Genomic DNA, 23,464 nt, shown 5'->3' with positions numbered 1-23,464 from the left:
CGCCAGGAGGAGTCACCACATGCAGCCCCTCATCGACAACGCCCGTACGTTCGGACAGCGCCCTGAGGAGTTCGCCAAGCTGGCCGAAGGCCAGTCCCCCCAGGTTCTGTTCATCACCTGCTCGGATTCCAGGGTCGTCCCGGCCCTGATCACGGGCGCCCGCCCGGGCGAGCTCTTCGAGCTGCGCACCGCGGGCAACATCGTCCCCCCGTACGCCTCCGAGCACCCCACCAGCGAGGCGGCCACCATCGAGTACGCCGTGGAGGTGCTGGGCGTCCGCGACATCGTGGTCTGCGGCCACTCGCACTGCGGTGCCGTCGGCGCCCTGGTGCGCGGCGACGACCTGGACGCCGTACCGGCCGTACGCGACTGGCTCACGAACGCCACCCCGCGTCCCGCGGGCGCGGCCGAGGACCCGTGCGTCGCCGAGGGCGTGCAGAGCCACGTCCTGGCCCAGGTACTGCGCCTGCGGTCGTACCCCTTCATCGACAAGAAGCTGGCGGAAGAACAACTGACCCTGCACGCCTGGTACTACGAGGTGCACACGGGCGCGGTGCGCGTCCACCGCGCCGAGTCCGACGCGTTCGAGGGCCTGTGATCGCCATGATGACCAAATACCCTCACCTGCGGCAGGACTTCGCCGCCTCCCTGGTCGTCTTCCTGGTCGCGCTCCCGCTCTGCGTGGGCGTGGCCGTCGCCTCCGGCGTCCCGGCCGAACTCGGCCTGATCACCGGCATAGTCGGCGGCATCGTCACCGGTCTGATGCGCGGCAGCAGCCTCCAGGTCTCCGGGCCCGCGGCCGGTCTGACCGTGCTCGTCTTCGAGGCGGTGAACGAGTTCGGGCTGCCCGCGCTCGGTGTCATCGTGCTGGCCGCCGGACTGATCCAGCTCGTCATGGGCGCCCTGAAGCTGGGGCGCTGGTTCCGGGCGATATCCGTCTCGGTCGTCGAGGGCATGCTGGCCGGTATCGGTCTCGTGATCATCGCGGGCCAGCTGTACTCGGCGGCCGGTCTGAAGGCGCCCGCCTCCGGACTCGACAAGATCCTGGGCCTGCCCGGCGCCGTCGCCGACGTGCTCGGCAGCACCACGGCACTCGCCTCGCTCGCCGTCGGCGCGGGCACCATCGCGGTGCTCGTCCTGTGGAAGAAGCTGCCCAAGAAGGCGCAGACGGTGCCGGGCGCGCTCGCCGCGGTCCTGCTGGCCACCCTGGTCACCCAGGTCTTCGGCCTGTCGATCGCCACCGTCGAGGTGAACGGCCTGCTGGCCTCCGTCCAGCCGCCCGGCATGGACGCCTTCGGCGAACTCGCCAACCCCGCCATCTTCGGCACGATCATCGCCTTCACCCTGATCGCCTCCGCCGAGAGCCTGTTCAGCGCCGCCGCGGTGGACCGGCTGCACGACGGCCCGCGCACCGAGTACGACAAGGAGCTCATGGCCCAGGGCGCGGGCAACGCGGTCTGCGGCGCGCTCGGCGCCCTGCCCATGACCGCGGTCATCGTGCGCAGTTCGGCCAACGTCCAGGCGGGCGCGAAGACCAAGGCCTCCCGGGTCATGCACGGCGTGTGGCTCCTGCTGTTCGCGGCCCTGCTGCCCTCGACGCTGGCGCTGATCCCGCTGCCCGCGCTCGCCGGCATCCTGGTCCACGCGGGCTTCAAGCTGATCCCCTTCCGGGAGATCGTGTCGCTGTGGCGGGGCCACCGCGGTGAGGCGCTGATCCTGGTGGTCACGGCCGTCTCGATCGTCGCGGTGAACATGTTCGAGGGCGTGCTGATCGGTCTGGCCCTGTCGGTCGTCAAGACCGCCTGGGAGGCCTCGCACCTCAAGCTGGAGATCGTCGACAAGGGCGCGGGCCCCATCCAGGCCCATCTGTCGGGCAACGCCACCTTCCTGCGGCTGCCGAAGATCCTCGACAGCCTGGAGTCGCTGCCCCAGGACCGGCCCGTGGAGCTGGACCTGACCGGTCTGCACCACCTGGACCACGCCTGCGGTACGGCGCTGGAAAACTGGGCCGAGCGGCACAGCGCGGTCGGCACCGAACCGGTCCGGGTCACCGAGCCCGAGCCGGTGAAGGCCACCGCTCCGTAGCACTCCCTGCCTGGTCCGGGGCCGATCGTGGCCCCCGACCAGGCACCGGGCATATCGTTGCAGGAGCAGACATACGGACCTCTGGACGAGGAGGTCGGAATGCTCCAGGAACTGGTGACGGCGGCCGTGGCGGCCGGTGCCGCGGGGTTCGTCTACCTCACGGCGGCGGCCCGGGTCGTCAAGCAGTACGAGCGCGGGGTGGTCTTCCGCCTCGGGCAGCTCGCGGGTGAGGTGCGCGAGCCCGGGTTCACGGTGATCGTGCCGTTCGTGGACCGGCTGCACAAGGTGAACATGCAGATCGTCACGATGCCGGTGCCGGCCCAGGAGGGCATCACCCGGGACAACGTGACGGTGCGCGTGGACGCGGTCGTCTACTTCCGCGTCGTCGACGCCGCCAACGCCCTGGTCAAGGTCGAGGACTACAAGTTCGCCGTCTCCCAGATGGCCCAGACCTCGCTCCGCTCGATCATCGGCAAGAGCGAGCTGGACGACCTGCTGTCCAACCGCGAGAAACTCAACGAGGGCCTGGAGCTGATGATCGACAGCCCGGCCGTCGGCTGGGGCGTGCAGGTGGACCGCGTGGAGATCAAGGACGTGTCGCTGCCGGACGCGATGAAGCGGTCGATGGCCCGGCAGGCCGAGGCCGACCGTGAGCGTCGGGCCCGGATCATCAACGCCGACGCCGAACTCCAGGCCTCGAAGAAGCTCGCGGAGGCCGCCAAGGAGATGTCCGAGCAGCCCGCCGCACTCCAACTCAGGCTGCTGCAGACGGTCGTGGCGGTGGCCGCCGAGAAGAACTCGACGCTCGTCCTGCCCTTCCCGGTGGAGCTGCTCCGCTTCCTGGAGAGGGCGCAGGAGCACCCGACCGGCACATGACGGGCGGGGACACGCTACGCGCGTGGTTCCCGCGGGCCGACCCAGGTGATAGACACAGCGACGTCACAGTCCTGTCCGCCAGCAGGAAGGTTGCTCCGCCATGTCCGCAACACGACGTCAGGTCCTGGCCCGCTCCGGCGCCTTGGGCGTGGGCATCGCCTTCACCGGCGCCCTCTCCGAACTCTTCGCCGGCACCGCCGCCGCCCAGTCCCTCGGCCACACCGGTTACGGCCCCCTCGTCCCCGACCCGAAGGGCCTGCTGGACCTGCCGAAGGGCTTCCGCTACAAGGTCCTGTCCCGCGAGGGCGACCAGCTCCGCTCCGGCGAGGGCAAGGTCCCCTCGAACCACGACGGCATGACCGCGCTGCCCGGCAGACACGGTCGCGTCCACCTGGTCCGCAACCACGAGAACCGCCCCACCGCGGCCATCGCCGTCCCCACCGTCGAGGGCCTCACCTACGACCCGGCGGGCAAGGGCGGCTGTACCGCCCTCACGCTGGACTCCCGCAACAACGTGCTGTCGGAGCGGGTCGCCATCGCCGGCACCGCCGTCAACTGCGCGGGCGGGCCCACCCCTTGGGGCACCTGGCTGACTTGCGAGGAGACCGAGGACAAGGCCGGCACCAACGGCTACACCAAGGACCACGGCTTCATCTTCGAGGTCGACCCGGTCGACCCGCACCGCTCCGGGGCCGTACCGCTGACCGCGATGGGCCGCTTCCAGCACGAGGCCATCGCGATCGACCCGAAACGCGGCATCGTCTACGAGACCGAGGACGCCTTCCTCAAACCCTTCGGCCTCTTCTACCGCTTCCTGCCCAACAGGCCCGAAGGCGGCCTCGGTTCACTGCGCGCGGGCGGCCGGCTCCAGGCGATGCGGGTGCCCGGGGTGCCGGACCTGTCCGTGGTGCAGGAGACCGGCGCCTGCTTCGAGGGCATCGAGTGGGTCGACGTACCGGACCCGCTGGCCACCGAAACGCCCGTCCGGCTCCAGGACTTCGGCCCGAAGGGCATCACCCATGCCCAGAAACTGGAGGGCTGCTACTGGGGCGGGAAGAGCGTCTACTTCGTCTCGTCGTTCGCGCACAGCGCCGAGGGTTCGGCCGCCGACCACTTCGGGCAGATCTGGCGCTACGACCCCTCGGCGCGTCGGCTGACCCTGGTGATCGTCTTCGGTCCGGACACCGACGTCCAGCTGCCCGGCGAGTCCCCGGACAACATCTGCCTCGCGCCCAGCGGCGGTCTGATGGTGTGCGAGGACGGCAACGGCGCCCAGCACGTCTTCGGCGTGACGCGGCAGGGCGAGGTGTACGCCATGGCCCGCGGCCGGCAGAACATCGGCACACCCGAGGCGCCGGAGTGGGGCGAGTTCGCGGGCGTCACCTTCTCCCCCGACGGGCAGACGATGTACGTCAACTGCTACACGCCCGGGACGACCTTCGCGGTGACGGGCCCCTGGCGCCGGTAGCCGCCCCGCACGACGGCTGGCGCGCCCCGGCCCCTCGGCGCAGGATCGAGGGGCCGGACCCGGACCGGAAAGGGTGCCCCATGTCGAAGAAGGACTCGAAGGGCCGCACGACGAAGAAGGGCCCCACGGCCGGCGACGACCTCGCCCTGCGCGAGCTGCTGCGGGTACCCGGCGGCAAGCCGATGGACCTCGCCGCCCACGACAGCCGGGAGATCCCGGCCGGCCCCCGCGACAAGCAGGCGGGCCTGGCCGCGATGACCGATCTGGCCACCCCGCTCGCCGACCTTCAGGAACGCCTGTGGGCGGCGAGCACGGCCGGCGACCGGCGCCGGGTCCTGCTGGTGCTCCAGGGCATGGACACCAGCGGCAAGGGCGGCACGGTCAAGCACGTCATCGGTCTGTTCAACCCGTCCGGGTGCCGCATCCACGCCTTCAAGGCACCCACGCCCAAGGAACTCCGGCACCCCTTTCTCTGGCGCATCAAAAGGGCCCTCCCGCAAGCCGGTGAGCTGGGCATCTTCGACCGCTCGCACTACGAGGACGTCCTCGTCGCCCGCGTCCGTGCCCTCGCCCCGGCCGCCGAGATCGAGCGCCGCTACGACGAGATCAACCGCTTCGAGAAGTCCCTCGCCGGCGACGGCGTCACCGTGATCAAGTGCTTCCTGCACATCTCGTACGACGAACAGCGCGACCGCCTGCTCAAGCGCCTCGACCGCCCGGACAAGCACTGGAAGTTCAACGTCTCGGACATCGACGACCGCGCCCTGTGGCCCGCCTACCAGCAGGCGTACGAGTTGGCACTGGAGCGCTGCTCGACACCGCGCGCCCCGTGGTACCTGGTCCCCGCCGACCGCAAGTGGTACCGCAACTGGGCGGTCAGCCGACTTCTCCTCGAACACCTGTCGGATCTGGACCCGCGCTACCCGAAGGCGGACTTCGACGTGGAGGAAGCCCGCAGGCGGCTGCTCGAACAGTGAATACCGGGGTACTCGGGGCGCATGACCGAGAACCGGCACGTCAAGGGCTCGTACTGGCTGGAGACGGCACCCGGCGGACCCCAGCCGCCACTGACCGAGGACCTCGACGTCGACGTGGCCGTCATCGGCGCCGGCATCGCCGGGCTGAGCACGGCGTGGGAACTGACGCGGGCCGGGCGCCGGGTGGCGGTCCTGGAGGCCGGACAGGTGGCCGCGGGGGTCACCGGGCACACCACCGCCAAGCTGACCGCCCTGCACACCCTGATCTACGACAAGCTGCGCCGCACCCGCGGCCCCGAGGGCGCCCGGCTGTACGCCCGCTCGCAGAGCGAGGCGATCGAGCGGGCCGCCGGGATCGCGGACGAGCTGGGCGTCGACTGCGACTGGGAACAGCGCAGCGCCTACACCTACGTCCGTGACCCGAGCCGCGTCGACGAGCTGCGGGCCGAGGCGGCGGCCGCCCGGGAGGCGGGGCTGCCGGCTTCGTTCGTGACGGAGACCGGGCTGCCGTTCCCCGTGGCGGGCGCGGTGCGGGTGACCGGGCAGGCCCAGTTCCATCCACGCAAGTACCTGCTGGCCCTGGCCGAGGACCTCGTCGCCTCCGGTGCGGCCGTCCACGAGCACACGGCCGTCGTCGGCCTCGACGAGGGCGAGCCGTGCCGCCTGACCACCGACACGGGGGCGACGGTGACGGCACGGGACGTCGTGGTCGCCACCCACTACCCGATCTTCGACCGTGCCCTCCTGTTCACCCGGCTCTCCCCGCGCCGCGAGCTGGTCGTCGCCGGGACGATCGAGCGGGAACGGGATCCGGACGGTATGTACATCACGCCGGAGGAGGGCACCCGCTCGGTCCGTACGGCTCCCTGGGACGCCGACCGGCGCCTGCTCATCGTCACCGGCGAGCACTTCACGCCCGGCACCGGCGACACCCGGAGCCGTTTCGACCACCTTGGTGCCTGGGCTTCCCGGCACTTCCCCGACGTGGACCTCACCCACGCCTGGGCCACCCAGGACAACGACCCCACCGACACCGTGCCGCTCGTCGGCCCCCTGCACCCGGGCGCCAAGCACACCTACGTCGCCACCGGCTTCGGCGGCTGGGGCATGAGCGGCGGAATCATGGCGGGCCTCCTGCTCACGGCCCAGATCACCGGCGAGAAGTGCGCGTGGAGCGACCTGTACGACCCGCGCCGCCTGCGCTCGACGGTCCGCGAGGCCCCGTCCTTCCTCAAGACCCAGGCACAGGTGGCCCGCCACTTCGTCGGCGACCGGCTGCGTCCCGCACCTCCGCTGGAGTCCCTCCCGCCCGGCGAGGGCGCGGTCGTCCGGGTGAACGGCGACCGTCTCGCGGTGTACCGCGACGACGAGGGCACCCTGCACGCCGTCTCCCCGCGCTGCACCCACCTCGGCTGCCTGGTCTCCTTCAACGGTGCCGAGGACGCCTGGGAATGCCCCTGCCACGGCTCCCGCTTCGACACGAACGGCAAGGTGATCCAGGGGCCGGCGACCAAGCCGCTGGAGCGGCGGGACATCTGAGCGGGTGACGTTGCGGCCGAGATGAGAGGTAAATAGGACAGTTCGCCCTATTTTCATACGGTGATCACTCTTGTACGACGAGTCACCGCCGCCTGTGCCCTCAGCGCCGCCCTCACCGCCTGCGCGGCCACGCCGCAACCCGTCCGCCCGGCATCTTCCGCGGCCCCTACGGCTCCTTCCGCGCCCCCCACTCTCGCCCCCGGGCCCGGCGGACTGACCCCCGTCTTCAAGAACGGGTCGCGCAGGCACGGCAGGACCGTCGCGCTCACCTTCGACGCCGACATGACGGCGGACCAGGGGACGCGGGCGGCAGCCGGCGAGCACTTCGACAACCCGGGGCTGATCGCGGCCCTGCGGGCACTGAAGGTGCCGGCCACCGTGTTCATGACCGGGCGGTGGGCCGAGCAGTATCCGGAGCAGGCACGCTCCATCGGGCGGGACCCGCTCTTCGAGGTCGCCAACCACTCCTACAGCCACTACGCCTTCACCGACGACTGTTACGGGCTGCCGAGGGTCTCCGGTGACCGGATGCGGGCGGATGTGGAGCGGGCGTACGCGGCGTTCGGGAGGGCGGGGGTGCCGGACGCGAGGCCGTACTTCCGTTTTCCCGGCGGGTGCTACGACCGGCGGGCGCTGAAGGCGCTGGCCCCGGTCGGCGTGACCGCCGTCCAGTGGGATGTGGTGAGCGGGGACGCGTTCGCGACGGACGCGGAGGCTGTGACCCGACAGGTGCTGGACGGGGTGCGGCCGGGGTCGGTCGTCGTCATGCACTGCACGCGCAGTGCCGCGCCGACGACGGAGCGGGTGGTGCGGGCGGTGGTGCCGGAGCTGCGTGAGCGGGGGTTCCGGTTCGTGAAGGTGTCCGAGTTGATCGGGTCCTAGGCTGGAGATATGAGCGAGGACCACTGCACCATCGGCAACGTGCCGAAGCCTCCGGTCGCCGACGGACCGCCGTACGCGGAGTGCGTGCTGTGCCGGAATCCGACGGAGTATCCGGAGTCGTACAAGGGGATCACCCTGTGCCCGGTCTGCGAGTGGCAGGAGGCTCAGCGCACGGCCTGCTCCGGGTGACCTTAGGGTTGTCCGGGTGAGCCACGACGTGACGCCCTTGACCGACAGCCCCTTCCGCTCCGAGCCGACCGCACGCGACCAGGCACCCCAGTTCGTGCTGCCCCTGGTCGTCCGTATCGAGAAGACGGCTCCGCCTGCTCGCACCGACGCTCTCGAGACCGCCGCCCGCGCCGTTCTCGTCCTGCTCGGCGACGAGCGTTCCGTCGGCGACGGAGAGTGGGCCGAGGTGGTGCGGGACTGGCAGGACGCCCGGATCCGGAAGGTCGTACGGCGGGCGCGGGGCGCCGAGTGGCGGCGGGCCGAGGGGTTGCCCGGGATCACCGTGACGGGGAAGTCGGCGGAGGTACGGGTGTTTCCGCCGGTGCCGCTCGACGGGTGGCCCAAGGAGTTGGCCAGGCTTCAGGTGTCCGGGACCGATCTCGACGATCCCGAACCGCCGGCGGCCGTGGACGGGACGGCTCCCGTGCTGTGGCTCAATCCGGACCTCGACATGTCGGCCGGCAAGGCGATGGCTCAGGCCGGTCACGGCGCCCAACTGGCCTGGTGGGAACTGTCGGACGAGGAGCGGGCCACCTGGCGGGACGCCGGGTTCCCGCTCGCCGTACGGGCCGCGGACCCCGGGCGGTGGGGTGAACTCACCGCCAGCGGGCTGCCGTTGGTCCGTGACGCCGGTTTCACCGAGATCGCGCCGGGCTCCTGCACGGTCGTCGCGGACCATCCGGCGCTGCGATGACCCGGGTCGATGGACGGGTCGAGCGGGGCACCCCCTGCGCGGGGTGGGACCTGCGGCGGCTGGTGGCGCACATGACCGCCCAGCACCACGGGTTCGCGGCCGCGGCCCGAGGCGTGGGCGGCGATCCGGGGTACTGGCGGGAGCAGGAGAGGACGGGCGAGCCTGCCCGTGCGCATCGGGCTGCTGCGGACGCGGTGCTCGGGGCGTTCGCCGAACCGGGCGTTCTCGAGCGGGAGTTCGTGCTGCCGGAGCTGGGCGGAGGGTTTCGCGGCCGCACGGCGATCGACTTTCACTTCGTCGACTACGTGGTGCACGCGTGGGACGTGGCGGCCACGCTGAGTGTGCGCCTCCACCTGGCGGACGAGGTGCTCACCGCGGCCCTGGCCGTGGCCCGACGCGTTCCGACGGACCCGGCCGGCCGCGGGCCGGACTTCGCGTTCGCGCCCGCACTCAAGGTCGCGGAGGGGATCGGGCCGCTGGAGGCGACACTGCGACTGCTGGGCCGCCAGCCGCGGGCGTGGCTCGGAACCAGCCGGCGGCAGTGGTCCGTACCCGCGTTGAAGGTCGCGGAGGAGACGCTGCGACTGCCGGGCCGCGAGCCGTGGGCGTGGCCCCGAAGCGGCACGTGACGTCGTCGGCTGTGCCGGGGCCGAACCTCAAATGTTGCTCTGAAGGTCCCCCGGGCACGGTTCGGGTCCGCGGCCCGGGGCCATACCTCCGTCACGCCGAGCGGACGGCGACCGGAGCGGATGCGGGAGAGGCCGAGGAGGGGACGGACCATGGAGCGACTGGGGACGGGGATCGGATGGCGGCCGGAGATCGCGGACGCGGTGGAGCGGATGCCGGGCATCGACTGGGTCGAGGTCGTGGCCGAGAACCTGTGCCCCGGGCACCTCCCCGAGTCGCTGCGGCGGCTGCGCGAGCGCGGGGTGACCGTGGTCCCGCACGGCGTCTCGCTCGGCCTCGGCGGGGCCGACCGACCCGACGAGGGGCGGCTCCTCGCTCTCGCCGAGCGGGCCGAGGCGCTGGGCTCGCCGCTGGTCACCGAGCACATCGCGTTCGTCCGCGCGGGCGGTCCGCTGACCGCCTCCCCCCGCCTGGAGGCCGGGCACCTGCTGCCCGTCCCGCGCACCCGGGACGCCCTGGACGTCCTCTGCGAGAACATCCGTATCGCGCAGGACGCGCTGCCGGTGCCGCTCGCCGTGGAGAACATCGCCGCGCTGCTCTCGTGGCCGGGCGAGGAGATGACCGAGGGGCAGTTCCTGTACGACCTCGCGGACCGGACAGGGGTACGGCTGCTGATCGACGTGGCCAACCTGCACACCAACCACGTCAACCGCGGCGAGGTCCCGGCCGAGGCACTCGCCGGGCTCCCTCTGGAGGCCATCGCGTACGTCCATGTCGCGGGCGGGTTCGAGCGGGACGGAGTGTGGCACGACAGCCACGCCCACCCGGTGCCGCGGCCCGTTCTCGACATCCTCACCGACCTCGCGTCCCGCATCTCGCCGCCGGGGGTGCTGCTGGAGCGGGACGAGAACTTTCCCGAACCGGGCGAACTGGAGCGGGAGCTGGGGGCCATCCGGGAGGCGGTGGAGAAGGGCGGCGGGGCACGGGCCGACGGTGCGTGGCGCGCCGGCGCCCCCGTGGGGCCGTCGAGCGTCTCGACCGACCCCGCCCGCCAGCGGCTCGCCCTCGCCCAGACCGCGCTGCTGTCCGCACTCGTGGCGGGGACTCCGGTGCCGGAGGGGTTCGACCGGGTACGGCTGGGGGTGCAGGCGCGGGCGCTCGCGGGAAAGCGGGCGGATGTGGTGGCGAAGGTCGCACCCGAACTGCCGGTGATCCTCGGAGCGGGCTATCGGCCGGCGTTCCTGGCGTATGCGCAGGGGGCGCCGATGACGGACGGGTATCGGAGGGACGCTCTGAGCTTCGCCGAACAGCTGCTGCTGAGCGGGGAGTTGGCGGAGGCGAGGGTGCGACGGGAGTTGCGGGAGTGGTGGCTGGAGCGGTCGGGACCGGTACCCAGGTCCCGGAGGCCGGGGGTTCGGTTCGCCCGGGCCACCAGGAGGGTGTTGCTCAGGCGATGACGCGAACCGCGCGACCGGCCCGGCCCACCGGCCCGCGGTCGGACGGCTGACGCCGATGTGCCCGGGTCAACACCACGGCCACGCACTCTGCCCGACACTCACGGTTCGCCCCCGTTCCTCCCCGAATCCGACCTTCCCACGCTCCCCTATTAACCCCGTTTTGACCGGATTCCAACGGTTCATCCCCGTGCAGAAGTTGACATTGACCCGGCAGTAATATGTCAACCCCGCACCTGAATCCCACTAGCGTGCGGTGCCGCAACAGGAGGCACCATGCGACCGCGACCGCCCGTCAAGGGGCGAGGCATCTTCTCCGGCACCGGGGTCATCATCGCCGGGCTGACGGCGACCCTCGTGGCCTTGCTCATCCCGATCTGGTCCTATGCCGACCGCTCCGGCACGGGACTGAGCGTGCTCAACGCCGGGACCGTGACGACGCCGTACGGGCCGCTCTCGGCACTGGACCGGGAGTTCGTCACGAAGGTGCGGCTAGCGGGGCTGTGGGAGCTGCCCGCGGGCCAGCAGGCGGAGCAGAAGGGCACGACGCAGGCCGTACGGACGGCGGGGCAGCACCTGGTCGAGGGGCACACGTTCCTCGACGCACGCGTGCGTGACGTGGCGTCGAAGCTCGGACTCGCCCTGCCCAACGAGCCCAGCGATCAGCAGAAGCAGTGGCTCGACACTCTGAACCAGGCCCAGGGCGTCGACTACGACCGCCAGTTCGCCAACATCCTGCGCCTCGCGCACGGCAGGGTGTTCTCGGTGGTCGCAGAGGTTCGCGCGAGCACCCAGAACTCCCTGGTCCGCGCCCTGGCCGACGACGCCAACACCACCGTGCTGGACCACATCAAGATCCTGGAGGCCACCGGGTACGTCGACTTCGGCGCCCTGGCCCGGGACATGGCCACCGGCAGCACGCCACCGATCACCAACTCCCCGGCTCCGCCCGGCCCGACGACCGACCCGGGCGCGGTCGTTCCGGTCACCCCGTCGCCGTACGCCACGACCTTCACTCTGCCCCCGGCCGCCTCCAGCCCGCCCCCGGTCCCCGTCCCGTCGTAGTCCGCTTCCGGACAAACGGAACGTCACACACCGACAACACTCCGTCCGGATCGTGAACAGCCCATGGCGCCGCCGGGAGCCTTTGGCATAGAAACGCGGCATGTTCTGGGTTCTTCTTCTGCTGCTGGCCTGGGCCGCCGCCGGCACCGCGTGTACGCGGCTGTGCCTGGCCGCCGTACACGCCGCGGCTGCCGACGCGGATGCCCGGAGACACGATCTGACGCTGTACGAGGCCGCGTTCCTGTCGGGCGGCCCGCGGCGGGTCGCCGATCTGACGCTCGTCTCCATGGCCCGGCAGCGACGGCTGCTGCTGGCCCACACCGGCTGGGCGACCGTCGTCGATCCGCGGGGGCGGGACGAGATGGAGCGCACGGTCATCGGGGCCATCGGCCCTGAGGGGCAGTCCCGGATCGCGCCGGTGCGCGCCGACGCGGCCGCGGCGGACGCGGTGCGCAGCATCGCCGACCGGCTCGTGGACGCGGGCCTCGCGGTGCCCGCCGGTGCCCGGTCCGGCATCGCGGCGGCGGTCCGCCAGGTACGGCTGGCCTCGGTGGCCGTCGTCGCGCTGGGCGCGATCGCGCTGCTTGTACCCGCACCGTCGGAGATGCCGCGGCATCTGGTCGCCCTCTGGTTCGCGCTGCCGCTCGCGCTCTCCCTGAGCTGTCTGGCCATCGCACGGATGGAGGTCCACCCGTACTCACGCTGGGCGTCCCCGGCCGGCCAGCGGCTGCTCGGCGCCCTGACCCGGCGCACCGGCGGCACGGACGAGCGGACGTATCTCACCTCCGTCGCCGTACGCGGCATCAGCGCGGTCGGGGAACCGGATCTGCGCGCGGCCTTCGCCCACCGTGAGCAGCACCGCGGCCGTCCTCGTGAGGAGTGGCGAGGAGAGCGGCCCGGCGGACACGGCGAGGAGCACCGTCGGCCGCACGGGCGCGACTGAGCTCACCCGGGGGCGCACGGAGGCATTGGGGCCGACACCGGCGGGGCGGTGCTTGCCTTCCCCCACAGTCGAACGAACCATCCCTTTTGTCGCTGCCGCGCACCGAAGGGATACCGATGAGAGCCCCCGCCCTCTACACGGCCGCCGGGTCATTGCTTCTGACCACGCTCGCCGCCGCACCGGCCGGGGGCGCTCCGGCCGCCCCGGGCGCGGCGGAACTCCACGGCACCGCGATCGCCGCCGCGCGCGCCGGGACGGCCGGAGTTCGCTTCGGCGCCTGCCCCGCGGCGGAGGACCTGCCCGACAGCGTCGAGTGCGGCACGGTGTCCGTCCCGCTCGACTACGCGCGCCCCGACGGCCGACAGATCAAGCTGACCGTCAGCCGGGTGCGGGCCACCCACAAGGACCCGCACAACAGCAAGCGCAGGGTGCCCGGGCAGGGCGCCCTGGTCTACAACCCCGGCGGCCCCGGCGCCTCCGGCATGTACTTCCCGCTGGTCGGCGCGCTCCCCGAGTGGAAGGGGCTCGCGGCGGCGTACGACCTCGTCGGCTACGCACCGCGCGGGGTGGGCCGTTCGGCGCCGCTGTCCTGCACGGACCCGAAGCAGTACCTCAAGGCGCCCACGCAGACACCGACGTACCCCTCGCTGTCGTACAAGAAGGAACGCATCGCGCAGGCGAAGGCGTACGCGCGCGGGTGTGCGAAACGGGCGGGCGTGGCTCTCCGGTACTACACCTCCCTGAACAACGCCCGGGACCTGGACGTGCTGCGGGCCGCGCTGGGCGAGCGGAAGCTGACGTTCGTGGGGGCCTCGTACGGGACCTACTTCGGCGCGCTGTACGCGACGCTGTTCCCCTCGCACGTACGGCGGATGGTCTTCGACGCGGCGGTGAACCCTGACCCGGAGCAGGTCTGGTACCGCAACAACCTGGATCAGTCGGCCGCGTTCGAGGAACGCTGGGCGGACTTCCGGGAGTGGATCGCCGGGCACGACGACGTGTACGGGCTCGGGGACACGGCAGAGGAGGTGCTGCGCAGCTACGAGAAGGCGGCGGCGCGGCTGGCCGCCGAGCCGGCCGGGGGGAAGGTCGGGCCCGGGGAGCTGCAGGGGGCGTTCCTCACGGCCGGGTACTACGACGACTTCTGGCCGCATCGGGCGCAGGCCCTGTCGGCGTATCTCAAGGGGGACCCCAAGCCGCTGATCCAGCAGGCCGGGCCTCATCAGGAGGCGGCTGAGGAGGCGGAGAACTCGAACGCCGTCTACACGGCCGTCGAGTGCAACGACGCGCCCTGGCCGACGGACTGGAAGGTGTGGGACCGCGACAACACCCGGCTGGCGCGGGTGGCGCCGTTCGAGACGTGGGACAACGTGTGGATGAACCTGCCCTGCGCGTACTGGCTCGCGCCGCGGCAGCGGGCCCTCGATGTGCGGACCGGGCCCGGTGAGCTGCCGCCGACGCTGATTCTCGCGGCCGAGAGGGACGCGGCGGCTCCGTACGCCGGCGCCCTGGAACTGCACTGGCGGCTGTCCGGCTCGGTGCTGGTGACCGAGCGGGACGCGGGCACGCACGGCATCGCGGGCGGCCCGAACCCGTGCGTCAACGGATACCTGGACGCCTACCTGCTGGAGGGCCGCCTCCCGGTGCGGCGCGCCGCATGCGGCCCGCACCCCGAGCCCACGCCGAAGCCGAAGATGAAGACGAAGACGCAGGACAGCTCTCGGAAGGCGGCCGTCGGACCCGCTCGCTGATCAGGCGAGGCCCGCCACCAGCTCACCGATCTCCTTGCGGCGGCCCGTGTAGAACGGGACCTCCTCGCGGACGTGCATCCTCGCCTCCGAGGCGCGCAGGTGGCGCATGAGGTCGACGATGCGGTAGAGCTCGTCGGCCTCGAACGCCAGGATCCACTCGTAGTCGCCGAGGGAGAAGGAGGCGACCGTGTTGGCGCGGACGTCCGGGTAGCCGCGGGCCATCTTGCCGTGGTCGGCGAGCATGCGGCGGCGGTCCTCGTCGGGGAGGAGGTACCAGTCGTACGACCGCACGAACGGGTAGACGCTCACGTAGTCGCGGGGGTTCTCGTCCGCCAGGAAGGCCGGGATGTGTGAGCGGTTGAACTCGGCGGGGCGGTGCAGCGCCATGTTCGACCAGACCGGCTCCAGCGCGCGGCCCAGCCTGGTGCGGCGGAAGAGGTTGTACGCCTCCTGGAGCTGGTCGCTGGTCTCCGCGTGCCACCAGATCATGACGTCGGCGTCGGCGCGCAGCCCGGACACGTCGTAGGTGCCGCGGATCGTGACGTCCTTGGCGACGAGCTGGTCGAACAGCTCCTGGACCTCGTCGGCGTACCCCGTGCGGTCCTCGGGGAGCACGTCCTTCAGCTTGAAGACGGACCAGAGCGTGTAACGGATGACCTCGTTGAGGTCCTTGGCCAGCTTGCCCTTGTTCGGGACCCTGCCGGACTCGGGGGTGGGGGCGTCGTTGCTCATGGGCCCTATTCTCCCGCTCCGCCGTGCAGACTCTGCACCGGGTTGGCGGTGAGCTCCTGTACGGCGGTCAGGTCGCCCTGGATCTGGTCCACCGCCGCGTAGGCGCTCGCGATGCAGGCCGGGATGCCGACGCCGTCGTACTGCGCGCCGCACACCGCGAGGCCGGGAAGCTTGGCGACGTGCTCGCGGATGCGGGCCACGCGCGCGTGGTGGCCGACGGGGTACTGGGGCAGGCCGTCGGTCCAGCGGGTGACGCGGGTGTCGAGGGGGGTGGCGTCCAGCCCGGTGGCCTCGCGCAGGTCGTGGCGGGAGACGTCCACCAGGGCGGTGTCGTCGCGCTCAAGGATCTTCGTCTCGCCGTAGCGGCCGACGGAGGTCCGCAGGACGACGACGTCCGGGTTCTCGTCGGCGATCCAGCCCCACTTCTGGGAGGCGAAGGTGGACGCCTTGATGGTGCGGCCGTCGACCGGCGGGACCAGGAATCCGCTGCCCGCGGGCAGGGCGGTGTCGGAGCGGCGGTAGGCGAGGGTGACCAGGGCCATGGAGGCGTACTCCACGGTGTCGAGCTCGGTGGCGGCCTCGGGGGCCTCGGCGCGCAGGAGGCCCGCGGCGGCCGCGGCGGGGGCGGCGACGATCACGGCGTCGGCGTGCAGGACGCGGTCCGCGGCCACGACCCTCCAGCCACCGGACGGCTCGCGGCGCAGCTCGGTCACCGGGGCGCCGGTGACGATCTCGCCGCCGCGCGCGCGGACCGAGTCGGCGACGGCGAGCGGGAGGGTGCCCACGCCGCCGCGGACACCCATGAACACGGGCCCGGTCTGCCGGCCTGCGGCCATCCTCGCCTGGATCTCGCGGACGCCCTCGGTGAGCGAGGTGTGGGTCTGGGCGACCTGGAAGAGCTGCGGGACCGCCGAGCGCATCGAGATGCGGTACGCGTCGCCCGCGTAGACCCCGCCGAGGAGGGGTTCGATGAGGCGGTCGACGACCTCGCGGCCCAGGCGTGCCGCCACGTACTCACCGACCGCCACGTCGTCGCCGACCTCCGTGCGGGGCAGCTCGGCGTCCTGCTCGATGCGGGCGAGGCCCTCCTCGGACAGCACGCCGGCCAGGGCCTCGGCGGTGCCGGGAACGCCCATGACGTGGCCCTTGGGCATGGGGCGCAGGGCGCCGCGGGTCCAGATCGAGGCGGTCGCGGTGGCGGGCGGCTGGAGGCGGTCGTCGAGGCCCACCTCGCGGGCCAGGGCCACCGCCTCCGGCCTGCGGGCCAGCATCGACTCGGCGCCGAGGTCGACGCGGGCACCCGCGATCTCCCCGGGCAGCAGCTTGCCGCCGACCCGGTCGGACGCCTCCAGCACGGTGACGCGCGCACCGCGCTGCGCCAGCCGGTGCGCCGCGGCCAGTCCCGCGATGCCGGCTCCGATGACGACGACCCGTGATCCGCTCATGGCCCCAGCCTCTCAGACCCCACTGACAGTCCGACGGCGGCCCGGTGTCCTTCACGAGTCCCGACCGTGACCGCATCGGAACCACCGAAGTCCAACGTTCGCACCCGCTCCGGCGTCGAAGGAGCGTCAGTTGTTCACGACCCTCGGGGGGACGCCCGCATGCACACATCACGATCACGACGTTCCGTACGGCCCGCGCGGGCCCTGGCCGGCCTCCTGCTCGCCGCGGGCCTCGCCCTGACCGGGTGCAGCGCAGGCGCCGACAGCAGCGACAGCGGCGGCAGCGCCCTGTCCGACGACAAGGCGGCGCAGAGTCAGGCGGAGGGCGCGGCCGGCGACGCCGACGGCGCGGGCGGCAAACAGGCCTCCCAGGCGCCCGCTCCCACCGCGAACCACATCATCCGCACCGCCACGCTGACCGTGCAGGTCAAGAAGGTGCCGAAGGCGCTCGCCGCGGCCCGCACCGCCACCGAGAACGCGGGCGGATTCGTCGGCAAGGAGTCCACCTCCCGCGACGAGGAGGGCCGGGAGCAGACGGAGGTGGTGCTGCGGGTGCCCGTCGAGAAATACGACGAGGTCCTCGCCGACCTGGAGGGCGCGGGCAAGCTCCTGGAGCGCACCGCGAACGCGCAGGACGTCACCGACCAGGTCGTCGACGTGGAGAGCCGGATCGCGACGCAGCGCGCGAGTGTGGCGCGGATCCGGGAGCTGATGGACAAGGCGACCAAGCTGAGCGACGTGGTGACCCTGGAGGGCGAACTGAGCACCCGTCAGGCCGACCTGGAGTCACTGCTCGCCCGCCAGGCGTCCCTCAAGGACCGCACGAGCCTGGCCACCATCACCCTGTCCCTGTCCGAGTCGCCCGTCGCCAAGACCGAGAAGGACGACGACCCCGGCGTCGTCGACGCGCTCGCGGGCGGCTGGGACGCGTTCGTGACCATGCTGCGCTGGGTCGTGGTGGCGCTGGCCGCGGTACTGCCGTTCCTGGCGGCGGTCGCGCTGATCGTGCTGGTGTGGCTGCGGCTGATCCGGCCCCGGCTGCCGCGCCGGCCGGCGCCCGCGGCCGCCTCGACCGCTCTGGGCCCGCTGCCCATGGCACGCCCTGTCCCGGATCCGGGGCGGGAGCAGGAGCGGGGCGAGCAGGACTGAAATGCCGCGCCCTCGTAGCGTGTTCGCATGAACATGAGCCGTACGCGGGACACGAGGGAACGTCTGGTCGTCATCGGCGGCGACGCCGCGGGGATGTCCGCGGCGTCGCAGGCACGCCGGTTGAAGGGCCCCGACGAACTGGAGATCGTGGCGTTCGAGCGGGGCCACTTCACCTCCTACTCGGCCTGCGGCATCCCGTACTGGGTGGGCGGGGACGTCACCGAGCCGGACCAGTTGATCGCCCGTACGCCCGAGGAGCACCGGGCCCGTGACATCGATCTGCGCATGCGCACCGAGGTCATGGAGATCGACGTCGGCCGACAGCGGGTACGCGCGCGTGACCTCGAGTCGGGGGCCGAGTCCTGGACGTCGTACGACAAACTCGTGATCGCGACCGGCGCCCGCCCGATCCGCCCCGACATGCCGGGAGTCGACGCCCCCGGTGTGCACGGGGTGCAGACGCTCGACGACGGCCAGGCGCTCATCGACACGCTGGCACACACGCGTGGCCGCAAGGCGGTGGTGGTGGGCGCCGGGTACATCGGTGTGGAGATGGCCGAGGCGCTGATCAACCGCGGGTACGAGGTGACGGTGGTCAACCGGGGCAGCGAGCCCATGTCCACGCTCGACCCGGACATGGGCCGCCTGGTGCACGAGGCCATGGAGGGTCTGGGCATCACCATGGTCGACGACGCCGCGGTGACCAAGGTGCTCACGGGCGAGGACGGCCGGGTGCGGGCGGTGGCCACGGAGAACGCCGAGTACCCGGCGGACGTGGTGGTGCTCGGCATCGGCGTACGCCCGGAGACGACGCTCGCGAAGGCGGCCGGTCTGCCGCTGGGCAGCCACGGCGGTCTCCTGACGGACCTCGCGATGCGGGTGCGCGGCCACGAGAACATCTGGGCGGGCGGCGACTGCGTCGAGGTCCTCGACCTGGTCTCGGGGCAGGAGCGGCACATCGCGCTGGGCACCCACGCCAACAAGCACGGCCAGGTCATCGGCACGGGCGTCGGCGGCGGCTACGCCACCTTCCCCGGGGTCGTCGGCACGGCCGTCAGCAAGGTCTGCGACCTGGAGATCGCCCGGAGCGGCCTGCGCGAGAAGGACGCGCGTCGGGTGGGCCTCCAGTTCGTGTCGGTCACGATCGAGTCCACCAGCCGGGCCGGCTACTACCCGGGCGCCTCCCCCATGACGGTGAAGATGCTCGCCGAGCGCCGCACGGGGCGGCTGCTCGGCGTGCAGATCGTCGGGAGAGAGGGCGCGGGCAAGAGGGTCGACATCGCCGCGGTGGCCCTGACGGCGGGGATGACGGTGGAGCAGATGACGGCCCTGGACCTGGGGTACGCGCCGCCGTTCAGCCCGGTGTGGGATCCGGTGCTGGTGGCGGCCAGGAAGGCCGCCGCGAAGGTGCGGGCCTCCTGACGGCTACGCCGTTCCGTTGATGCGTTCGATGGCCTGGCGGGCCTGGTCGGCCGGCGGCCTGGGCGGCAGCGAGGAGATGGAGGCGCTGGCGGGCATCGCGGCCGGCTGCTCACCCGCCGGCTTGGCGTGCGAGGCGGGCCGCGTGGTCCTGAGCCGGTTGCTCACCGCCTCGTCGAGCGTCACCGGCCGCTGCATCTGCGAGGCCAGCCGGCCGGCCTCCTGACCGAGCCTGGCCACGTCCTCCCACGGCAGCCGCAGCACCAGGGAGATCTCGGCCTCACCGTCGGGAAGAGCGTGCATCGGAGGAGCAATTCGGTCGTTCATCGGTGGTTCCTCACGTAGTCCCCGCGGCCCGCCTTCCCCGTGCCGCGGGCGGTTGAGGAGACATACGCACGCGTGCGCGCGGGTGTTCACCGACGCGCCACCGATTCGCGGGGCCCATCGCGGGCACTACTTCCTTGTGGTCATCCCCGTCCATGACGTGAACCCTGTGCGCCGTACCCCCGTGGTGACGTACGCGCTCATCGCCGCGAACGTCCTCGTGTTCCTGTTCACGCCCGGCCTGGCCGGCTCCGTGGCGGGCGACAGCAGCCTGTCGCAGCTGTGCCATCTCCAGGCTTTCCTGGACCACTACGCGGCGGTCCCACAGGAGTTGATCCACCATCAGATGCCGCGGCTGGTCCCCACGGGCGACGTAGGCACGAGCGCGCAGGGCTCGGCGGGCTGTGTGGTGGCCCCGCCGGACTACGACAAGTCCCCCGCGCTGTCGGTCCTCACGGCGATGTTCCTGCACGGCGGCTGGCTGCACCTGCTGGGTAACATGCTGTTCCTGCTGATCTTCGGCAACAACGTCGAGGACCGTATGGGGCATGTGCGCTTCGCGCTGTTCTACGTCGTCTGCGGCTACGCGGCGTCGTACGGCTTCGCGCTCCTCAACGACGACTCGGGCGACCCGCTGATCGGTGCGTCCGGGGCCATCGCCGGGGTTCTGGGCGCCTATCTGGTGCTGTATCCGAAGGCCAGGGTGTGGGTCCTGGTGCCCTTCCTGGTCTTCCTTCCGCTCAGACTGCCGGCCTGGCTGGTGCTGGGCTTCTGGTTCGTGCTGCAGGCGGTGTACTCCTCCGGCGAGGGCGTCTCCGCCGCCGGCACGGTGGCGTACGCGGCGCACGTCGTGGGCTTCCTCGTCGGGATGCTGCTGGCCTGGCCGCTCAAACCGGGCACTCCCCCGCCGCCGGAACCGCGCGGCCTGCTGTTCGGCAGGAAGGCGCGGCCCCGGCACACCTGGTGAGTCAGCGGGTGGTGTGCGTGTGGACGTAATCCACGAGACGGGTCAGGGCGTCCGGGTCGGTGGACGGCATGACGCCGTGGCCGAGGTTGAAGACATGGCCTTCCAGGCCCTCGGCCGAGTCCAGGACTTCGCGGGTCTTGGCCTCGACCGCCTCCGTGGAGGCGAACAGGACCGTCGGGTCGAGGTTGCCCTGGAGCGCCTTGCCGGGGCCGACGCGGCGGGCGGCCTCGTCGAGCGGGACGCGCCAGTCGACGCCGACGACGTCCGCGCCGGCCTCGCCCATGAGCTTCAGCAGTTCGCCGCATCCGACGCCGAAGTGGATGCGGGGGACGCCGTACCCCTCGACCGCCTTGAAGACCTTCGCGGAGGCGGGCAGGACCGAGCGGCGGTAGTCGACGGGGGCGAGGGCGCCGGCCCACGAGTCGAAGAGCTGGACCGCGGAGGCGCCGGCCTCGATCTGGACCTTCAGGAAGACGGCGGTGATCTCGGCGAGGCGGTCGAGCAGGTCCGCCCACAGCTCGGGGTCGCCGTACATCATCGCCTTGGCGTTCTCGTACGTGCGGGACGGGCCGCCCTCGACGAGGTAACTCGCGAGGGTGAAAGGGGCGCCCGCGAAACCGATGAGGGGGGTCGGGCCGAGCTCGCGGGTCAGCAGACCGATGGCCTCGGTGACGTAGGAGACGTCCTCGGGGGTGAGGTCGCGCAGTTGAGCCAGGTCGGCGCGGGTGCGGATCGGGTTCTCGACGACCGGGCCGACGCCGGGCCTGATGTCGAGGTCGACGCCGATGGCCTTCAGCGGGACGACGATGTCGCTGTAGTAGATCGCCGCGTCCACGTTGTGGCGGCGGACCGGCTGGAGGGTGATCTCGGTGACCAGCTCGGGCCGCATGCAGGACTCGAGCATCGGGATGCCCTCGCGGACCTTGCGGTACTCCGGCAGCGAGCGCCCGGCCTGCCGCATGAACCACACGGGGGTATGCGGGACGGGTTCCCGGCGACACGCCTTGAGGAAGGCGGAGTCGTAGGTGGCTGACGGCGGCGTCTCAGGTGCACTCACGTCGGAAAGTCTCGCACGGTGCGACGAGTGCCGAGCGCGCGGTGTCTGTGTGGGCATGGAGCCAAGTCCGGGTGTCTAGGGCGGCACCACGCCGCCCTTCCCTTTAACCTTCCCGCATGGCTGCGGCTCAAGGACGACTGTCGGACGGCGCTGGTGGGATGGACGACGCGAAGGAAGGGGACCGGGATGGCGGCGCTGCGGCTCCGCCGGCTTTCCAGGCCGCGGTTCAGGCCCTGCGTGGCAGTCGGCTGCGGCCGCAGATCGAGATCGAGCCGACACGGGCCCCACAGCGGCTCGCCCCGCACGCGTACGCGCTGGAGGCCACCGTCGTCGACGGCGACCAGGACCTCGCCGACGGGCGGCTCGTCCTGCTGCACGACCCGGACGGCCACGACGCCTGGCGGGGCACCTTCCGGCTGGTGACGCTCGTGCGCGCGGAGCTGGAGGCGGAGATGGCCGCCGACCCGCTGCTGCCCGAGGTGTGCTGGTCGTGGCTGACGGGCGCGCTCTCGGCGCGCGGGCTGTCGTACGGCGAACCGAGCGGCACCGTCACGCGCGCGAGCTCGCACTACTTCGGTGGTCTGTCCGAGCGCCCCGCGACCTCGCAGATCGAGATCCGGGCCTCCTGGACGCCCCGCGAGGGCCTGGGCGGCGTGCCGGACACGGCGGGGCACCTCACCTCCTGGTGCGACCTGCTGGCCCAGGTCGCGGGTCTGCCGCCGGCCGGTCCGGGTGACGCGTCGATCGTGACGTTGCCACAGCGGCGGGACCCGCAGGCGCGCTGACCACCCACACGGAGCATCAATTTGTCGATACGGCCACTTTCAGTCAGGAGTGGGCCGTCGAACGAACCGATATGTTCACCGAACGATCGACCGTACGTCCGAATTGCACTAATTGTTACTCACTAGATCGTGATCATTCTCTAAAGGACGCCGGGTTCGGTGCCGAAGACGTCTGTGACCTTCCAAGCCGTCCCGCACCCCAGGAGGCCCGGTGTCCGTTCTCCTCGAGCAGCCCGCAAGCCTGGTCGCCTACCGCCCGAACAAGCCCACCGCCATGGTGGTCGTGGCCGACCCGCGTGTCCGATCCACCGTCACCCGTCACCTCTGGGCGCTCGGTGTGCGCGATGTCATTGAAGCCTCGTCCGTGGCGGAGGCCCGTCCCCGAATCGGCAACCCCAGAGACATCTGCGTCGCCGATGTCCACCTTCCCGACGGCTCCGGCCTGACCCTGCTGTCCGAGACCCGCGCCGCGGGCTGGCCCAACGGCCTCGCCCTCTCCGCGGCCGACGACATCGGCGCCGTGCGCAACGCCCTCGCGGGCGGCGTCAAGGGCTACGTCGTCACCGGCACCCGCACCAACGTCGGGCTCCCCACCCGGCCTGGCGCCGCCCCCATCGGCTCCGCCGCCGCCCGTATGCACCGCCGCCCCCCGGGTGCCCCGAGTCACCCGGGTGGCTACCGCGAACTCTCCGGCCGTGAGGTCGAAGTACTGCGGCTGGTGGCCGAAGGGCAGTCGAACAAGGCGATCGGCGTCTCGATGGGCCTGTCCGCACTGACCGTCAAGAGCCACCTCGCCCGGATCGCCCGCAAGCTCGGCACGGGAGACCGCGCCGGCATGGTGGCGGTGGCCCTCCGTACCGGCATCATCCACTGAGGCTCTTTCGAGCCTCGCTGTTCACGGACGTGAACCAGAGCTTTTCACCGGGCTGACTGGTTTACGACCCTCAGGCGCCTGCCGACGGAACGTTCCGTCGGCAGGCGCTGTCCATACACAGAT

At 71.8% G+C, this 23,464-nt stretch carries 23 protein-coding genes; 19 read left to right on the top strand and 4 right to left on the bottom strand.

All coding sequences use genetic code 11. From position 1 onward, the window contains the following. Window positions 1-19: 19 nt before the first annotated feature. The 14 genes from QF027_RS36295 (at window position 20) to QF027_RS36230 (ending at window position 14,589) form a co-directional block, all read left to right on the top strand. Window positions 20-598 (top strand): carbonic anhydrase, encoded by a 579-nt coding sequence (locus QF027_RS36295; RefSeq protein WP_306975111.1) that lies wholly within the window; start codon window positions 20-22, stop codon window positions 596-598. Between the two features lie 5 nt (window positions 599-603). Beyond that, window positions 604-2,085 (top strand): SulP family inorganic anion transporter, encoded by a 1,482-nt coding sequence (locus QF027_RS36290; protein ID WP_306975113.1) that lies wholly within the window; start codon window positions 604-606, stop codon window positions 2,083-2,085. A 99-nt stretch (window positions 2,086-2,184) separates the two neighbouring features. Further along, window positions 2,185-2,961: a slipin family protein gene (locus QF027_RS36285; RefSeq protein ID WP_307079365.1), complete on the top strand. Its 777-nt coding sequence runs from the start codon at window positions 2,185-2,187 to the stop codon at window positions 2,959-2,961. Between the two features lie 100 nt (window positions 2,962-3,061). Further along, window positions 3,062-4,429 carry a PhoX family protein gene (locus QF027_RS36280; protein WP_307079364.1) on the top strand — a complete coding sequence of 456 codons (1,368 nt, stop codon included), beginning with the start codon at window positions 3,062-3,064 and terminating at the stop codon, window positions 4,427-4,429. 80 nt (window positions 4,430-4,509) lie between these two features. Beyond that, window positions 4,510-5,406 (top strand): PPK2 family polyphosphate kinase, encoded by an 897-nt coding sequence (locus tag QF027_RS36275; RefSeq protein ID WP_307079362.1) that lies wholly within the window; start codon window positions 4,510-4,512, stop codon window positions 5,404-5,406. Between the two features lie 21 nt (window positions 5,407-5,427). Next, a complete protein-coding gene (locus QF027_RS36270; protein WP_307079359.1) occupies window positions 5,428-6,945 on the top strand; it encodes an FAD-dependent oxidoreductase in 1,518 nt (505 codons plus the stop codon). Between the two features lie 60 nt (window positions 6,946-7,005). Further along, entirely contained in the window at window positions 7,006-7,827 is an 822-nt protein-coding gene (locus tag QF027_RS36265; protein WP_307079357.1) for a polysaccharide deacetylase family protein, read from the top strand. Between the two features lie 9 nt (window positions 7,828-7,836). Further along, on the top strand, window positions 7,837-8,016 hold the full coding sequence (locus QF027_RS36260) for a hypothetical protein (RefSeq protein WP_307079355.1): 180 nt from the start codon (window positions 7,837-7,839) through the stop codon (window positions 8,014-8,016). 16 nt (window positions 8,017-8,032) lie between these two features. Continuing rightward, a complete protein-coding gene (locus tag QF027_RS36255; RefSeq protein ID WP_307079353.1) occupies window positions 8,033-8,749 on the top strand; it encodes a peptidyl-tRNA hydrolase in 717 nt (238 codons plus the stop codon). Then, window positions 8,746-9,378, top strand: a complete 633-nt coding sequence (locus tag QF027_RS36250; protein WP_307079351.1) for a TIGR03086 family metal-binding protein — start codon at window positions 8,746-8,748, stop codon at window positions 9,376-9,378. Before QF027_RS36255 ends, QF027_RS36250 begins: the two co-directional genes overlap by 4 nt. Before the next feature lie 150 nt (window positions 9,379-9,528). Next, window positions 9,529-10,833 carry a DUF692 domain-containing protein gene (locus QF027_RS36245; protein WP_307079350.1) on the top strand — a complete coding sequence of 435 codons (1,305 nt, stop codon included), beginning with the start codon at window positions 9,529-9,531 and terminating at the stop codon, window positions 10,831-10,833. Window positions 10,834-11,106: 273 nt separating this feature from the next. Continuing rightward, the gene (locus QF027_RS36240; RefSeq protein WP_307079347.1) at window positions 11,107-11,895 is read left to right on the top strand and encodes a DUF4142 domain-containing protein; all 789 of its coding nucleotides are present in this window, start codon (window positions 11,107-11,109) and stop codon (window positions 11,893-11,895) included. A 100-nt stretch (window positions 11,896-11,995) separates the two neighbouring features. Then, entirely contained in the window at window positions 11,996-12,838 is an 843-nt protein-coding gene (locus QF027_RS36235) for a TIGR04222 domain-containing membrane protein (protein ID WP_307079345.1), read from the top strand. A gap of 116 nt (window positions 12,839-12,954) precedes the next feature. Further along, a complete protein-coding gene (locus QF027_RS36230) occupies window positions 12,955-14,589 on the top strand; it encodes an alpha/beta hydrolase (protein WP_307079343.1) in 1,635 nt (544 codons plus the stop codon). On the opposite strand, the gene hemQ is transcribed toward QF027_RS36230, so the two are convergent. Together hemQ and hemG are read right to left on the bottom strand one after the other, a co-directional pair. Next, on the bottom strand, window positions 14,590-15,321 hold the full coding sequence (gene hemQ / locus QF027_RS36225) for a hydrogen peroxide-dependent heme synthase (RefSeq protein WP_307079341.1): 732 nt from the start codon (window positions 15,319-15,321) through the stop codon (window positions 14,590-14,592). A 5-nt stretch (window positions 15,322-15,326) separates the two neighbouring features. Next, window positions 15,327-16,766 (bottom strand): protoporphyrinogen oxidase, encoded by a 1,440-nt coding sequence (hemG, locus tag QF027_RS36220; protein WP_307079339.1) that lies wholly within the window; start codon window positions 16,764-16,766, stop codon window positions 15,327-15,329. Between the two features lie 159 nt (window positions 16,767-16,925). On the opposite strand from hemG, the gene QF027_RS36215 reads away from it, so the two are divergent. Beyond that, complete coding sequence (locus QF027_RS36215) at window positions 16,926-17,915, top strand: DUF4349 domain-containing protein (RefSeq protein ID WP_307079337.1); 990 nt, start codon at window positions 16,926-16,928, stop codon at window positions 17,913-17,915. Window positions 17,916-17,942: 27 nt separating this feature from the next. Further along, entirely contained in the window at window positions 17,943-19,337 is a 1,395-nt protein-coding gene (locus QF027_RS36210; protein ID WP_307079335.1) for an FAD-dependent oxidoreductase, read from the top strand. A 3-nt stretch (window positions 19,338-19,340) separates the two neighbouring features. Here the strand turns inward: QF027_RS36210 and QF027_RS36205 are convergent, their stop codons facing one another. Further along, window positions 19,341-19,661, bottom strand: a complete 321-nt coding sequence (locus QF027_RS36205) for a hypothetical protein (RefSeq protein WP_307079334.1) — start codon at window positions 19,659-19,661, stop codon at window positions 19,341-19,343. Window positions 19,662-19,797: 136 nt separating this feature from the next. Here QF027_RS36205 and QF027_RS36200 point away from each other — a divergent pair, with 136 nt between their 5' ends. Beyond that, the gene (locus QF027_RS36200; RefSeq protein ID WP_306975152.1) at window positions 19,798-20,625 is read left to right on the top strand and encodes a rhomboid family intramembrane serine protease; all 828 of its coding nucleotides are present in this window, start codon (window positions 19,798-19,800) and stop codon (window positions 20,623-20,625) included. 1 nt (window position 20,626) lies between these two features. Here QF027_RS36200 and hemE read toward each other — a convergent pair whose 3' ends face one another. After that, window positions 20,627-21,682 carry a uroporphyrinogen decarboxylase gene (gene hemE / locus QF027_RS36195; protein ID WP_306975154.1) on the bottom strand — a complete coding sequence of 352 codons (1,056 nt, stop codon included), beginning with the start codon at window positions 21,680-21,682 and terminating at the stop codon, window positions 20,627-20,629. A 158-nt stretch (window positions 21,683-21,840) separates the two neighbouring features. Between hemE and QF027_RS36190 the strand changes: the two genes are divergently transcribed. Both QF027_RS36190 and QF027_RS36185 read left to right on the top strand, forming a co-directional pair. Continuing rightward, a complete protein-coding gene (locus QF027_RS36190; RefSeq protein WP_373432088.1) occupies window positions 21,841-22,467 on the top strand; it encodes a DUF3000 domain-containing protein in 627 nt (208 codons plus the stop codon). A gap of 211 nt (window positions 22,468-22,678) precedes the next feature. Then, window positions 22,679-23,341, top strand: a complete 663-nt coding sequence (locus QF027_RS36185) for a response regulator transcription factor (protein ID WP_019073943.1) — start codon at window positions 22,679-22,681, stop codon at window positions 23,339-23,341. Window positions 23,342-23,464 lie beyond the last annotated feature (123 nt).

The sequence above is a fragment of the Streptomyces canus genome (genome assembly GCF_030816965.1).
GTDB classification, from domain to species: domain Bacteria; phylum Actinomycetota; class Actinomycetes; order Streptomycetales; family Streptomycetaceae; genus Streptomyces; species Streptomyces canus_E.
This window is presented reverse-complemented; position numbering and strand designations above follow the sequence as displayed.

Bases quoted from the DNA above. Each gene is read 5' to 3' on its own strand.
- QF027_RS36230 (WP_307079343.1), top strand. From the start codon at position 12,955: ATGAGAGCCCCCGCCCTCTACACGGCCGCCGGGTCATTGCTTCTGACC.
- hemQ (WP_307079341.1), bottom strand. From the start codon at position 15,321: ATGAGCAACGACGCCCCCACCCCCGAGTCCGGCAGGGTCCCGAACAAG.
- QF027_RS36205 (WP_307079334.1), bottom strand. From the start codon at position 19,661: ATGAACGACCGAATTGCTCCTCCGATGCACGCTCTTCCCGACGGTGAG.
- QF027_RS36190 (WP_373432088.1), top strand. From the start codon at position 21,841: ATGGACGACGCGAAGGAAGGGGACCGGGATGGCGGCGCTGCGGCTCCG.
- QF027_RS36245 (WP_307079350.1), top strand. From the start codon at position 9,529: ATGGAGCGACTGGGGACGGGGATCGGATGGCGGCCGGAGATCGCGGAC.
- QF027_RS36260 (WP_307079355.1), top strand. From the start codon at position 7,837: ATGAGCGAGGACCACTGCACCATCGGCAACGTGCCGAAGCCTCCGGTC.
- QF027_RS36285 (WP_307079365.1), top strand. From the start codon at position 2,185: ATGCTCCAGGAACTGGTGACGGCGGCCGTGGCGGCCGGTGCCGCGGGG.
- QF027_RS36290 (WP_306975113.1), top strand. From the start codon at position 604: ATGATGACCAAATACCCTCACCTGCGGCAGGACTTCGCCGCCTCCCTG.
- QF027_RS36210 (WP_307079335.1), top strand. From the start codon at position 17,943: ATGAACATGAGCCGTACGCGGGACACGAGGGAACGTCTGGTCGTCATC.
- QF027_RS36280 (WP_307079364.1), top strand. From the start codon at position 3,062: ATGTCCGCAACACGACGTCAGGTCCTGGCCCGCTCCGGCGCCTTGGGC.
- QF027_RS36275 (WP_307079362.1), top strand. From the start codon at position 4,510: ATGTCGAAGAAGGACTCGAAGGGCCGCACGACGAAGAAGGGCCCCACG.
- QF027_RS36215 (WP_307079337.1), top strand. From the start codon at position 16,926: ATGCACACATCACGATCACGACGTTCCGTACGGCCCGCGCGGGCCCTG.
- QF027_RS36235 (WP_307079345.1), top strand. From the start codon at position 11,996: ATGTTCTGGGTTCTTCTTCTGCTGCTGGCCTGGGCCGCCGCCGGCACC.
- hemG (WP_307079339.1), bottom strand. From the start codon at position 16,766: ATGAGCGGATCACGGGTCGTCGTCATCGGAGCCGGCATCGCGGGACTG.
- QF027_RS36250 (WP_307079351.1), top strand. From the start codon at position 8,746: ATGACCCGGGTCGATGGACGGGTCGAGCGGGGCACCCCCTGCGCGGGG.
- QF027_RS36270 (WP_307079359.1), top strand. From the start codon at position 5,428: ATGACCGAGAACCGGCACGTCAAGGGCTCGTACTGGCTGGAGACGGCA.
- QF027_RS36295 (WP_306975111.1), top strand. From the start codon at position 20: ATGCAGCCCCTCATCGACAACGCCCGTACGTTCGGACAGCGCCCTGAG.
- QF027_RS36240 (WP_307079347.1), top strand. From the start codon at position 11,107: ATGCGACCGCGACCGCCCGTCAAGGGGCGAGGCATCTTCTCCGGCACC.